13 protein-coding genes are annotated in these 13,136 nt (G+C 38.3%); 5 read left to right on the forward strand and 8 right to left on the reverse strand.

The annotated features are described in order from the left end of the window. Window positions 1-202 precede the first annotated feature (202 nt). Together ACP8HH_RS06275 and ACP8HH_RS06280 are read right to left on the reverse strand one after the other, a co-directional pair. Window positions 203-1,258 (reverse strand): acyltransferase family protein, encoded by a 1,056-nt coding sequence (locus ACP8HH_RS06275; RefSeq protein ID WP_438317384.1) that lies wholly within the window; start codon window positions 1,256-1,258, stop codon window positions 203-205. A gap of 151 nt (window positions 1,259-1,409) precedes the next feature. Further along, a complete protein-coding gene (locus tag ACP8HH_RS06280) occupies window positions 1,410-2,240 on the reverse strand; it encodes an alpha/beta fold hydrolase (RefSeq protein WP_438317387.1) in 831 nt (276 codons plus the stop codon). A gap of 281 nt (window positions 2,241-2,521) precedes the next feature. Between ACP8HH_RS06280 and ACP8HH_RS06285 the strand changes: the two genes are divergently transcribed. After that, entirely contained in the window at window positions 2,522-2,893 is a 372-nt protein-coding gene (locus ACP8HH_RS06285) for a VOC family protein (RefSeq protein WP_438317390.1), read from the forward strand. A gap of 376 nt (window positions 2,894-3,269) precedes the next feature. Continuing rightward, on the forward strand, window positions 3,270-3,722 hold the full coding sequence (locus ACP8HH_RS06290; protein ID WP_438317392.1) for an SRPBCC family protein: 453 nt from the start codon (window positions 3,270-3,272) through the stop codon (window positions 3,720-3,722). 230 nt (window positions 3,723-3,952) lie between these two features. On the opposite strand, the gene ACP8HH_RS06295 is transcribed toward ACP8HH_RS06290, so the two are convergent. Next, window positions 3,953-4,477 carry a helix-turn-helix domain-containing protein gene (locus tag ACP8HH_RS06295; RefSeq protein ID WP_438317395.1) on the reverse strand — a complete coding sequence of 175 codons (525 nt, stop codon included), beginning with the start codon at window positions 4,475-4,477 and terminating at the stop codon, window positions 3,953-3,955. Window positions 4,478-4,752: 275 nt separating this feature from the next. Between ACP8HH_RS06295 and ACP8HH_RS06300 the strand changes: the two genes are divergently transcribed. Genes ACP8HH_RS06300 through ACP8HH_RS06310 form a run of 3 tightly spaced genes read left to right on the forward strand, consistent with a single transcriptional unit; the run spans window position 4,753 to window position 6,729 of the window. Then, window positions 4,753-5,394, forward strand: coding sequence for an alpha/beta hydrolase (locus ACP8HH_RS06300; RefSeq protein ID WP_438317398.1), 642 nt, complete (start codon window positions 4,753-4,755; stop codon window positions 5,392-5,394). A gap of 27 nt (window positions 5,395-5,421) precedes the next feature. Beyond that, window positions 5,422-5,829, forward strand: a complete 408-nt coding sequence (locus tag ACP8HH_RS06305; RefSeq protein ID WP_438317401.1) for a DoxX family protein — start codon at window positions 5,422-5,424, stop codon at window positions 5,827-5,829. A gap of 54 nt (window positions 5,830-5,883) precedes the next feature. Continuing rightward, the gene (locus ACP8HH_RS06310; RefSeq protein ID WP_438317404.1) at window positions 5,884-6,729 is read left to right on the forward strand and encodes a VOC family protein; all 846 of its coding nucleotides are present in this window, start codon (window positions 5,884-5,886) and stop codon (window positions 6,727-6,729) included. 179 nt (window positions 6,730-6,908) lie between these two features. On the opposite strand, the gene ACP8HH_RS06315 is transcribed toward ACP8HH_RS06310, so the two are convergent. From ACP8HH_RS06315 to ACP8HH_RS06335, 5 genes are all read right to left on the reverse strand, one after another. Further along, on the reverse strand, window positions 6,909-7,490 hold the full coding sequence (locus ACP8HH_RS06315; RefSeq protein WP_438317407.1) for a hypothetical protein: 582 nt from the start codon (window positions 7,488-7,490) through the stop codon (window positions 6,909-6,911). Between the two features lie 236 nt (window positions 7,491-7,726). Beyond that, on the reverse strand, window positions 7,727-8,143 hold the full coding sequence (locus ACP8HH_RS06320; RefSeq protein ID WP_438317410.1) for a DUF1801 domain-containing protein: 417 nt from the start codon (window positions 8,141-8,143) through the stop codon (window positions 7,727-7,729). Between the two features lie 131 nt (window positions 8,144-8,274). Continuing rightward, window positions 8,275-9,501 (reverse strand): RNA-guided endonuclease IscB, encoded by a 1,227-nt coding sequence (iscB, locus tag ACP8HH_RS06325; protein ID WP_438317413.1) that lies wholly within the window; start codon window positions 9,499-9,501, stop codon window positions 8,275-8,277. Between the two features lie 264 nt (window positions 9,502-9,765). After that, window positions 9,766-10,458, reverse strand: a complete 693-nt coding sequence (locus ACP8HH_RS06330; RefSeq protein ID WP_438317416.1) for an SDR family oxidoreductase — start codon at window positions 10,456-10,458, stop codon at window positions 9,766-9,768. A 201-nt stretch (window positions 10,459-10,659) separates the two neighbouring features. Further along, a complete protein-coding gene (locus tag ACP8HH_RS06335; RefSeq protein ID WP_438317419.1) occupies window positions 10,660-13,080 on the reverse strand; it encodes a Lon protease family protein in 2,421 nt (806 codons plus the stop codon). Window positions 13,081-13,136: the final 56 nt, after the last annotated feature.

Consider the following 13,136-nt stretch of genomic DNA (forward strand, 5'->3'; position numbering starts at 1 on the left):
AACGACTACCAGTGTCCAACGCATTTCCGAATTGCTTTTGAACCCTGGAATTGGCTATACATACGTTAGAGTGGTTTACAGTACGAACAGGATGATTGAGGATTGCATTCTGATGAGCAAAAAGCGACCACTCAATTAAAGTGATCGCATTCGCTGCTATATATTATCTTGAACTATCCAAATGAAAAAAATCATGCATAAGTTATGTCGTAATTGGAGTTGCATTCTTTTTGGTTGAATATCCACCAAGGAATAGTTTTCCATATGGCAAAAACTTTTGAATGAAAATTGAAGTAACGATTGGAACTACTAAACCAAACGCTGTGAATCCAATAATGCCATACGTGAAATAATCATTTAGTAAAATATCTGTAAAGATGTGCAAGTACATAATAGAAAGTGAGTGTTTCTCGATTTGTTGTAACCATTTTAGGGACATTTTAGAAGCGATGATTTGGAATGTACCAACCAACAACAGAGTGAATGAAAGTGGAATGAATACATCAAAAAAGAAGTGTTCATAACGTAAAAATTTCATGCTTAAATGATAATCAATTACGTTAAGCCAATCCAGAGAAACCGCAGTAACACTCCCAATAAGTCCTGCGATTAACCACGGTCTTGAAACATTCATCCAAATACCCTTCATATAATACCCGAGTGAAAAGTAAACGACAGCCATAAGTGCAACATCAACATTCCAAACCATTGGAATCGATTGCGAGGCTTCAACAGGTCCACCATCAATGACGCGCATTGCAAGTAGACTTTCTAAGTGAGCGATTAGATAGAAGAAAGCTAAAATAATGAATTGCTTTATCCGGCTAAAATATTTTGTCAGCCATAAGAAAATAAAATAGGCAAAAAATAACGTTGTCACAAACCAAAAGACGCCATACGCACCACGTGCAAAACGGCCACCTACAACAAGTTTCCACACATCATCTAAATACCATGATATATCCAAATTGCCTGACCCTATTTGAAGCCCATAACGAATAATTGTAATCGCGATGAGGAAAAATAAGTAGGGAACAATCAACTGCATGAAACGTTTATGGATTGTCGATTTTAATAAACCTTTTTCAATTGCTGGTTTGAAAAACATCCCGCTTAAAATAAAAAATGCAGGCATGTGAAACCAGTAAATATACTTTGAAAGTGGGAAGTCCAGTTCTCCCGGATAATGACCAATCACGACAAGGATCATTAGAAATCCTTTCGTAATATCCACCCAAGATAACCGTTGCTTATTCATTATAAAACTCCTCTAGAAATAGAACTTATTCTATTGTATACCCCAAATAGAGAAGATAACGCTATGTAACAGTATTGACATAGGATTGAAAGATTGAAGGTAAATACTGGTAACCCCAAACGCCCTATTGACACAGCTTTAATATTTCTTTTTAAATACTAGCTGCCATCTCCACAAATTTTTCCGGTTCTTCTACAAAAGGTAAGTGGTTGCTGTCGTTAAACGTGATTAGTTTTGCATTTGGGATTGCATTTGCTATTTCTTCTGAGAAGTAATATGGACATTGTGCATCGTGTAAGCCACAATAGATAGTTGTTGGAATCGTGATCTGTGACAGTTGTTCGGTTATGTCGTAGTTCGGTAGCTCCGTATATGAATAATAATCGAGCCTTTCCGGAACGACGCTTCCACTATTCGGTTTATTAAAATACTGGTCATACTTTTCGGGTCGATAAATTGACATTTCGGTCCATTCACGACTAAACGACCTCTTTTTTTCGACGGGTGTCGTCGGATTGTTTATTGAACTTAAGATTTCCCTTAGCCGCTTGTTGTTCGGATTCTCTGGACAATAAATGCTTCCAGGATGTTGCATATATGCTTTTGATGCAGCAGCACCACCGATGACAATTCTGGTAAGCGAATCGGGTGCTTGAATGGCATATACAAGTCCAAGCATTCCACCCGTTGAATGGCCAGCAAAAGCCCATTTATCAATCTGAAGGGCGGCACGAATCGCTTCCAAATCTATAATAGAGTCTGCCATACTTAAATCATCTTTTTGCACGGACTCAACTGAATTTCCGGCTCCCCGTAAATTAACAAGATAGACGGTGCCATCCTCCGTAAATGGGTTCGCAAATGTGTTTCCCTTTTCATTGTAGACACTATACAAATGCGTCACACAAATTGGTTTGCCGTCCCCTTTCACAAAAACCTCGAACGATCCTCTTGTTGTTTCAATAAATTGCTGAATCCACATGTGATTTTCCTCCTAGATTTCTCTTTTCCTCAACTGACGGCGCTGATAAAAGTATAATGGGATTAATCACTTAATTATAGAGCAAGTTCGCGTACATGAGCAGAAAATTTCATGAAAGTTTAAACAAACATGATTGTATGTCGCACAGCATACCTATTATATGGCAATGACTGCTCCTTTATGGTTATAGCTTAAAAAAATTGGCAACCATTAATCTAATGATGTAAACTTAATTTATACGGAATAATTCCCAAAATACTACTGTTTTGAGAGGAGAAAATATGAAATTAGGTACATTCTCTATCAGTTTAAGTGTGAAAGACATTAAAAAATCAAAAACATTTTACGAAAACCTAGGATTTAAAGGATTCGGTGGTAATATTACTGAAAACTGGATTATTATGAAAAATGAGAGTACAGTCATTGGGCTATTTCAGGGAATGTTTGAAAAGAACATTTTGACGTTTAATCCAGGTTGGGATAAAAATGCTGAAAATCTTGAATCGTTCACAGACATACGATCCCTTCAAAAGCAGATAAAAGAAAAAGGTATTAAGCTGTTGTCGGAAGCAGATGAAACAAATGAAGGACCTGCAAGTTTAACGATTGAGGATCCCGATGGCAATATCATTCTTTTAGATCAACACAGATGATGTAGAAGATATGAATGTAACATTACTTTTTGAGTAAGAATAAAGAGTCGTATTATTAAGTGCAACACCTGAAAATGTGGCTAAAATAAATGGAGCACCATGGATAGTACAATATGCCACCTGCTAAAGCAGGTGGGTTAGGACACAAATGCCAACTAATTATTTCTTCAGTTGTAGTACCAACCGCAGCGCGAAAATATCCCTGATATTATTTTGATATGTATGTCCTGCTATTCCTCAATTTTAATAACCTCCGATACATGTTCTTCCGAGTGTAAAAGGAAAGATTGAAATACAAACAAGTTATGTTATAGATGTAGAATTAAGATAAGAAAAGAACGAAAATCTGGTCAAAAGAGGGGGAGGTATTTTAACTATGAAAAGCTGGTCAAAAGAAATAGAGATTGATGCTCCAATTGAGCAAATTTGGAAGCTCTTTAATGGGTCGTTAGAAGAGATGCAAAAAATTATGCCGCAAGTGGTTGACAATCAGCCGATAAAAATAACCGAAGATATGGTTGGAAGTGTTTACGCACAAAAGTACAAAGAAGGAAAGCGTATCATGGAGTACAATGTGGAAACATTAGCGTATTTAGATTCGCAGAATGAAAAAAAGGTGAAAATCGGTTTTACCATAGCTAAAATGTTCGAGATTACCGCTCAATACGAACTGGTCAAACTGGATGATCATAAAACCTTTTTTAAATATACAACTACGAATAAGCCATTAAAATGGTTTTTAAAATTATTTTTATTATTTTCCACTGATAAGGTTGTAATTGAGTTTGTGGATCGAGTGAAAAAAGTGGCTGAATCGGAAAACAGGTAAAGGTGCAATAACAGAAGAAATAAAAAGCGTCAACTCCTGAAAATCGAGTTGGCGTTTTTTGGGTCTGAAAAATAGGGATGAAGACGGTTGATAAAGCCGCACATAACATTCACGATTGTTTGAATGAACACGATAGTTTCAAGCACAGGCACCTAATTATGTTGCGTACCTATGCGAGAAACGCTTGTGAAAGTTTAAACAAACATGATTGTTTCTCATGCAGGCAAGCTTTATTTATCTTCGGAGTATACAGCAATAAGTATGACGGCTTCATCTTCACCGATATTTTTTACAAAGTGGGGAACGCTTGCATTCCAACTGAATGAATCGCCTTCTTTGGCAATGACCGAGTCTTCGCCTTGTTCAGCAAGGACGGTGCCTTTAAGAACGACATGGCTCTCTTCACCTTCATGGGCAATGGCTTCTCCGGTCGATGCACCGGTTGGTAATTCAACGTGCATCATTCGAAGACCGCTTTGGGTAGTGAGGTGTTCAATTTTTATGCCATTAAATGTTGTATTTACCCGTTCGGCTTTCCTTACAACTTTCATATGCTGCTTTTTTTCGAGCAGTAAATAGGGTAGCGGAACGTCCAGAAAGCTGGCGATTGCTTGCAATGTATTTAAGGAGGGGGAGGTATTGTCGTTTTCAATATTGCTAATGAACCCTTTTGAGAGTCCAATTTGTTCGCTCATTTGTGCGATTGTTATTTTCTTTCTTTTACGTATGTCCCGTATTTTTGAGCCGATTTCCACATAGATCCCTCCAAGAATAGTGTTGTTGATTATATTTTAACATAAAACTCTTGACGTTATCCACGAAAGGGTGTTATGTTATAGAAAGTAAATATCTCTATAGGAATACATTGTTGATTTAGAAAAGAGAAAAGGATGCAAATCATTCGTTTAACAATGCTGTTCAAAAGTCATTGAACATTTCATTTGTAAGTATCGGTCTTTTTTTTTACACTTGTTGTTCACCTATAGGAATATTATATCACTAAGGGAATATATAAAAGGAGGTGAAAATGATGGTAGAGCAGCTTATTTATGAACTTCGCAGTCCGGAATTCATTGAACCGGGAAAGAAGTATCCCGTTATTTTCTTATTGCATGGAATGGGGAGCAATGAACAGAATATGATGCCTTTCGTTTCAGGAATCGAAAAAGATCTGTTTGTTATAAGTATACGAGGACCTTTAGAACAGCCGCCGGGCTATGCTTTTTTCACTCTTGAAAGCTACGGAAAGCCTCATAGGAACAGGTTTGATGTAGCTATAAATGATTTAGAGGGTTTTATGGAATACGCGGTGGAAAAATACCCGATTGATGTGGATGAAATTTACTTGATGGGCTTTAGCCAGGGAGCAATTTTGTCTATGACACTCGGACTGAAGCTTGGAGCACGCATAAAAGGAATTGTTGCATTAAGCGGTTATATTCCAGCATTCGTAAAAGAAGAGTACAACATTCAAAATCTAGATAAAGTATCGGCATTCATTTCACACGGTGATCAAGATCAAGTCCTTCAATTTGAATGGGGCGTTGATGCAGAAGCGTTTTACAAACAGCAAGGAGCCACATCAACATTCCGTGCATATTCAGAAGGGCACACGGTATCCAATGAAAACTACACTGACTTTACAAAGTGGTTTAATAATATATCTAACTAAACTAAGAAAACATAGGAGGAAATGAAAATGAAGAAATTAGAGGTAAGTACGTTTTTATTAAGAATTGTATTAGGGATTAGCTTCTTTGTACACGGGCTTGTAAAATTCCAAGGTGGCATCGGAAATACAGTAGGTTGGTTTGATAGTATCGGAATTCCAGGGTTTTTAGCCTATTTCGTAGGTGGAGTAGAATTAATAGGCGGAATTGCACTCATTTTAGGGCTTGGAACAAGAGTTGTGTCTGCACTGCTCACTGTAATTATGGTTGGTGCAATACTGAAGGTTAAACTTGCCGTCGGGTTCTTAGGAACAGCAGAAATGGTTGGCTACGAACTAGATCTTGCATTTTTAGTAATTGCGGTATTTTTGGCTACAAACGGAAGTAAGCTATGGGCAGTTGACCAAGCTTTATTTAATAAAGAAGGTAAAAATTAAGATTTTGTAGAAAAGGGAACACTAAACTAGATAGAAGAGAGGAAGAATGTGAATATGAGAAACTATCATCGTGCACCAAATACATTTGTCGGAGAGGTAAATATAAATGTACTAAATTTAGATTCAGCGCTTGAATTTTATCAAAAAGTAATCGGTTTTCAAGTATTGGAGCAAACAAGTCGAAAAGTTATTTTAACAGCAGATGGTAAAACAGGGTTATTAACGCTGGAACAACCGGCTGATGTACTGCCAAAAGAACAAGGGAAATCCGGTTTATTTCACTTTGCACTATTGTTACCAACACGTGCGGACTTAGCTGACTTTTTCAGACATTTAGATAAGACGGGATATCAATTTGGAGCATCTGATCATCTTGTCAGTGAGGCACTTTATATTACGGATCCAGATGGAAATGGAATTGAGGTTTATATCGATCGACCACCTGCTGAATGGACTTGGTCTAACGACGAAGTCAAGATGGTATCTGATCCGATAAATGTAGAAAGTCTTCTTACAGTGAGTGGTGCAGAATGGGATGGATTACCTGCCGATACGATTATGGGACACATTCATTTGCATGTGTCTGATCTACAGAAAGCAGAAGAGTTTTATTCGAAAGGTCTTGGTTTTACGGTTGTTAGTCATTATCCACAAGCTATTTTCACTTCTACTGGAGGTTATCATCATCATATTGCCTTGAATACATGGCAAGGCGTAGGTGCTCCGACTCCAAAGAAAAATAGTGTCGGTTTAAATTGGTATACGCTCGTTTTTCCTAATGAAGAAGCAAGAGCAAAAGTGATTGAACAGTTAAAGAATCTAGGAGTTTCAGTTGTAAGTGAAAATGAATTTTTTGTTACTGAAGATCCATCAGGAAATAAAATTCAATTGATCGTATAACTATAACCCCAGGTATGCTGCCTAAAAACTATTTAGCGTGCCTGTGATCTGATAAAGTGTCAATTTAAGCGAGAAGATGTTTCAACTAGAACCCGAAAAAATAGAAGTCAACAAGATCTTTGTCTTGTTGACTTCTATTTCAGTTTGCATTCTGAATATTGGTTGGGCAGTAACAGCTACTATTGCTGAATGATTAAACCGTCATCTAGTACCCATACAGCTGTTTCTTGTTCATTTCCTAGAACAAGAATCCGTCCGCTGATGGATACGATATCGCCTGGATGAATGTTTGCGCTCTGTTTGGGGTCTTGCATTGAAACAGCGAGTGAATAAGCCATTAGTTCCGGTCTGTCCAATGTAATTGTATTCCAATCTTCATTGTTATAAAGAGCCGGGTCACCAGCGTAGATGATGATTTCACCTTCGAATACTTCAATTACAACACCCGACCATTCCATAACCGTTTTTCCGTGTAAGCTTCCTTCTTTGTCCATTTCCGATTGCTCTGTGTTCGGAAGGGAGTAAAGCTTTTCAACAAATGTTGGGAAATCCGTATTTGTTTCAAGCATAGCAATAATCTCATCTTCCACACTTAGCGGAGTAGCTTCTTTTTCTTCTTCTGTCTCTTCTTGCAATTCTACTTTTTCTTCGATATTCTCCTTTGGGTTTTCTTTACCATCCTCGCCAGCTTTGGAATTGGAGTCACAGGCTCCTAAAATAAGTAAGATAGTCAATAATAGGAATAAACCTATTTTTTTCACGGTGAATACCTCCTTTTCATAATGTTGAATGCCTCGATTCACATGCATAATGCATTTAGATAAAGTGGAACATCAATGAGTAGGGGTCTTATGCGAGTTTATCAAGTCTAGGAAACAGCGTGAAGTAAACACCAACGACAGGGGATTACGAGAGGGATTTATTTTTGAGCACCTGTGCTAGAAACTATCGTGATAGTTCAATTCATCCAGATTGTTTGTCACACATGTAACTTTCACTATTTTGGATAGAGTTCACTCGTAAATTTCACTGAATGTGTGATTAGTTTTTCCAATACAGATATGTCAATATCGGCTAATTTATTGACATAGACGCATGATTTTCCAACTGTATGTTTTCCAAAATCAGCAAGAATACGTTCTCGTTCTGGGCCACCTGATACGTACAAACTGATCTTTGCTTTTCGTGGTGAAAACCCGACCAGTGCTGCGTCGCCTTCGTGTCCCGTTGCATATTTATAGTGATAGGATCCAAATCCAATAATGCTGGGTCCCCACATTTTTGCTTCAAAACCAGTTGTTTCGGTAAATAGTTCTAGTAATTTATATGCATCTTCACGTTTTTTAAGACTTTCCACATTTTCGATAAACTCTATAACACTACCATCGTGTTCTTTGGTTAGTACTTCATACATAATTGAATCCTCCAATTCCTATAAGTTGTAGCGTGCTCATGAAAGAAACATTCGTGAAAGTTCATAAAGATCTAGGCTGGCGGAAACTCGTGACTTCAGTCGTGAGAGGAGCCAGCCTGCACTATCTTTCTTCAGCTTATTTGAACTAGTAGTGTACTCGCTTTCTCTACTATCTTTAACTTTTTAAAACTTGCACTTTTGTGTATGCTTGTCCCGTCTATTTTCCGTAAATCGAAGTAGCCTGTTTTTCGCCGACCAAATACGATGCATTCGGCGTCTTCAAAGATCACTTTGTCAAACAATTGAAAGCCCTTGACGAATCGTTCGGCTTTGTTGGCTTTGCGGTAGCCACCTTTTGCAATGGTCATCTTGTGTAGTTGGCGATTATTTTTTCGTACTTGCCTAAACAAATACGTGTTTTTGGATGGCGTGGCAAGTGGATTGCCACTTATGCAGCGGGCATCGATCGCATGACTTTTTTCCAAGCCTTGACGGATGCGCGTATCTTTTGTCTGGAAACCGTATGTTAATCCGACATGTGGGTACAAATCTTTTACCTTGCGGTGAATAAACCATCGCATCACCGTCATTTGAGTAGCATCGCGAAAAGAAGGGTTTTTACGAGTAAATAGATGCTCTTTTCCTTCTTTATGGATTTGATTGTGACAGGTTTCACAGAGCGTAAGTAAATTATCTGGACCGTCACCACCCGTTTTACGGCTTTCGATGTGATGGACATTCAAAATCTTGTCTTTTGATTTACCTTTGCAGTGTTGACACAAATGCTTATCACGGAAGAAGACATATTCTCGAACATTCCAGAAGCCCAACTGGTCGCCTTTTTGATATAGGTCACCAGAAATGCTTGGGTTCTTTATCTTTTGAATATCAAACTGTGCAACTTCAATGGTTACGTTTACAATTGGAAGTATTTTATGCACTTTTGTAATCATCTTTGCGTGCATATCCACTTTATTTTGAACGGATGGAGCGAGCCATCCTTTATCTTTCTTCCGATTTAGAAATCGGGGTTCTCTGTAACGTGTTTTCCGACTTCGTCTGGCCCTGCGCAAAGCTCTGCGGGCAGCCAACAACTCTTGAATATCAGTACGTAGCCTGACTTCACCTTCGAATAACACCCGTTTTTCTGTTGTTGCGGAAAGGCCAATATGTTTCGTTCCAGCATCCACACCGAGTGAAATAGACTGAGTATACCCGCTGGATCCGTATTTCAATTGAATCGTAAAGGGTGTTCGTTGGATGACGTTCGCTTTCCCTTGTTCCAGCAATTTTCGCGCTTTTTGCGGCTTACAAGGCATAAGTGGTTGTCCGTGTTTGTTCAGTACGTAAACGAGCATGTCGTTTCCCTCCTCCGAGTTGTGTACTCTTCGCCAAAGTTGTAAGTGCTTGTTCGGCATGAAACACCGCTCCTTTCCCTCAGAGCTTTTAATCACATGCGACAGGGCATAGAACTAGAGTAGGCATTCTATGGTGTCATGACACAAACAACGTAGTCACTAAAGACTTAGGCTAGTCAATCGAGGCTCTTCCAAGCCCGCGATTTTAATCGTGGGACAATTGACTTAATCCTGATTATTTGTCACACGGATACCTATTTAATTTCAATGATTTTTAATTACAACTTGTTCGACATTTAAACCTTTTCTTACTTTTGCGTTCTGATAGATGATGTCCGCAATGTCTTCTGGGTCCATTAAACCTGCTGTTTGAGCCCTGTCGAAAATGCCGTCCCAGAATTCAGTTTTCATGCCGCCCATATAGGCACCGAATACGTGAATGTCTGTTTCTTTAAGCTCGACCTGTAAACTTTCGTGGAAACCACGCACGCCAAACTTACTAGCACAGTAAACGGACTCCGTCATTTTTCCTTCTAATCCAGCTGTGGAGACAATGTTTAAAATGCTGCCGCTGTTTCTTTCTTTCATATCAGAGAGTACTTCCTGCGTACAAAAAATAGTCCCTTTTAAGTTGATGTCAATCATTTGGTGAACTGCTTCTTCTGATAAATTTTCCGCTAGATCAAACACGCCGACTCCTGCATTATTTACAAGTACATCTACTGTGCCTAAGTTTTCTTTAATCTTTGTGAAAACTTGAGAGACCTCTTGTTTAGAGGAGACGTCTACTAAGAAAATGGAATGATCTTCGTTCGGTAAATCTTTCGCGGTACGCTCTAATTTATCTTCCGTTCTTCCGAGTAAACAAACGTGATACCGTTCCTCTGAATACTTTTTGGCTAGCGATGCGCCTAATCCGCTCCCAGCACCGGTAATTACCGCAATTTTTTTAATCAAAACTTAATCAATCCTTTCTGCTATGCCTTCTGATGTAATGTAATTAATTGGATAGGCAATCTGTCTATTGAATCAATCGTTCCTATTATTGTACAAGCATGCATGAAGCTTTTCAAGATAAGTGGGGGGCCCGTGCATCACACAGTTTATACGTTATTCATAGTAGTGTTGGATTTATGTCTTGCACAGGCACCTTTTGAATCACTTCTCCTGCTCCTTCGAAATTTCCATAAACATTCGTAATTTAGCAGCAACTTTTCCATATACGGTTTCCTTGTCATAGTCGCCATATTCGTTCGGTTGTCCAGCAGGAACGTTTGTTAGAATTTCTATACCTTCTTCAATCGTTTGTACTTTATAGATATGGAACTGTCCATCACGGACGGCATCAATGACTTCGTCGTTCAGCATTAAGTTTTTGACGTTTTGATGGGGAATGAGTACGCCTTGTTTACCCGTTAGCCCTTTATTTTTACAAACATTATAAAAGCCTTCTATTTTTTCATTTACACCGCCTATTGGTTGAATTTCACCGTTTTGATTTACGGAGCCAGTTACAGCTAATCCTTGATCGATAGGGATTTCTGCTAGGCTTGATAGAATCGCATACAGTTCTGTGCTCGATGCACTGTCGCCGTCTACACCGCCGTAAGATTGTTCAAAAGCAATATGTGCGGTCAGTACTAATGGATACTTTTGGGCGAACTTTTGACCCAAATACCCGCCTAAAATATACACACCCTTATTATGGATGTTGCCGCTCATCTGGCTTTCCCTTTCAATATTTACAAAACCTTTTCGCCCCATAAAGGTTGTTGCAGTAATACGTGAAGGTTTGCCGAAATGATATTCCCCTAAGTCGTAAACGGCCAAACCGTTTACCTGTCCAACTTTTTCTCCTTCCGTATCAATTAAAATACTTCCTTCATCAATACGTGCTTGGATCTTCTCTTCAGTTAAATTTGAACGATATATCTTTTCCTGAATCGCTTTTTCAATATGCTTGGCTGAAATAAGATCGTCACCCATCATGTTTGCCCATGCGTCTGCTTCGTAGATCATTTCCACTTGTCGATTAAATCGTGTAGATAGTTTGTTTTGGTGCTCTGCAAGACGCGAACTGTATTCCACAAGTTTTGCTACAGCTGTTCGGTCAAAGTGTCGCAGTCCGTGTTTTTTACAATGTGTGTGAATAAATCGTGCCAGTCCCGTTATATTGTCCTGGTTGTATTCCATTTCAATATCGAAGTCTACACGAATTTTAAATAATTTACGAAAATCTTCGTCGTAATTATAGAGAGTTCGATAGATGTCCATGTTTCCAATAATAATTACTTTTATATCTAGGGGAATCGGATCTGGATTAACCGATGCGGTAGCAATGGAGCTTGTATGCTCGCCGATATTCTCAATTTGAAGTTTAAAGGTCAATAATGCTCTTTTTATACCTTCCCAAGCCAGGCCTTTTGTAAAAATATCTTTTGCTTGAATAAGGAGATAGCCACCGTTTGCATCATGGAGATAACCCGGTTTTATTTTTGTGAAATCGGTATTCATAGCACCCATTCTGTTTTCATATACGACCTTACCAATTAAATTGTAAAAAGTAGGATTGTCAGCAGATATGACAGGCATGCCGTCTGTTTCACTATTATCAACAAGCAGGTTGATTGTATATTTTTTCAACGCTTGATGGTCGTCCTTGAATAGAAGGCCTATTTGTTTTTCATCTTTTTTGGATTCGTCGGGTAAAAAAATATGAAAGTTATTTACGAGATCTTTTCGAACGTACTTTAAATAGCGAATTACTTCGGAACACTCTTTATAAATCTTTACTAATTCATCAATATGAAAGTCGATGGCTATAAGGGCAGTTTGATGATCGAAGCCAGATAATGACCTTTTCAACTCCTGCTCAAAATGAAGAATGGATTTCGTAGCTTCTAGTATTGTTTCTTGTAATTTGGCAGAGTCTTTTGCAATAGTTGCCAACTGTTCTTCATCCAATAAGCCATACGCCTCTTCACTTATAGGTTGTCCGTCTTCACCCATTGGTATGGTTAAAATCGTAGTACCCGACTGCTTTATTAAAAAACCGTGATCAGTAGCCGTTTTTGAGGTTGATTTATAAATGAGTTCTTCCTTTTTTTTATATTTTTTAATGATGGATGTGCGGTTTTTTTGATGGTTTTCATCGTTAAATGCGCTTGGAATATCCTCTTTCAAATCTTTCAAAAGGTTTTCCATAGACTTTTGAAGTTTTTTACCCAATCCGACCGGAAGTTTTAACACTTTGGGTTTGTACTCATCCTCGAAGTTATTTACATAACACCAGTCGAAAAGGGTGCCGTCCCTTTTAGCAAAATCATTCACTATGGAATTAACGTAAGAAGTTTTCCCAGTACCTTCTATTCCACAAACGTATAAATGATAACCAGGTTTATTGACATGTAAACCAAAATTCATGACTGTACGGGCACGTTGTTGTCCGACGATATTTGTTAGCTTTTCAACCTGCTCTGTTGATTCGAATTTGAATATCGAGTAATCTACAAATCTTTTTAAGTCTTGTGGTGCCAAGGCAGCTTGGTTTCTAATAGATTGCTTATTTGAATTTCCCAATTAAACTCACCCTCTCTAGATTGTTTTTATCATTACTCTTTCATACCCTAATTAAA

Source organism: Sporosarcina sp. FA9 (assembly GCF_051550205.1).
Taxonomy (GTDB): domain Bacteria; phylum Bacillota; class Bacilli; order Bacillales_A; family Planococcaceae; genus Sporosarcina.

Excerpts from the sequence above, each read along its gene's own strand:
- ACP8HH_RS06275 (WP_438317384.1), bottom strand. The coding sequence starts at position 1,258 with ATGAATAAGCAACGGTTATCTTGGGTGGATATTACGAAAGGATTTCTA.
- ACP8HH_RS06280 (WP_438317387.1), bottom strand. The coding sequence starts at position 2,240 with ATGTGGATTCAGCAATTTATTGAAACAACAAGAGGATCGTTCGAGGTT.
- ACP8HH_RS06285 (WP_438317390.1), top strand. The coding sequence starts at position 2,522 with ATGAAATTAGGTACATTCTCTATCAGTTTAAGTGTGAAAGACATTAAA.
- ACP8HH_RS06290 (WP_438317392.1), top strand. The coding sequence starts at position 3,270 with ATGAAAAGCTGGTCAAAAGAAATAGAGATTGATGCTCCAATTGAGCAA.
- ACP8HH_RS06300 (WP_438317398.1), top strand. The coding sequence starts at position 4,753 with ATGGTAGAGCAGCTTATTTATGAACTTCGCAGTCCGGAATTCATTGAA.
- ACP8HH_RS06305 (WP_438317401.1), top strand. The coding sequence starts at position 5,422 with ATGAAGAAATTAGAGGTAAGTACGTTTTTATTAAGAATTGTATTAGGG.
- ACP8HH_RS06310 (WP_438317404.1), top strand. The coding sequence starts at position 5,884 with ATGAGAAACTATCATCGTGCACCAAATACATTTGTCGGAGAGGTAAAT.
- ACP8HH_RS06320 (WP_438317410.1), bottom strand. The coding sequence starts at position 8,143 with ATGTATGAAGTACTAACCAAAGAACACGATGGTAGTGTTATAGAGTTT.
- iscB (WP_438317413.1), bottom strand. The coding sequence starts at position 9,501 with ATGCTCGTTTACGTACTGAACAAACACGGACAACCACTTATGCCTTGT.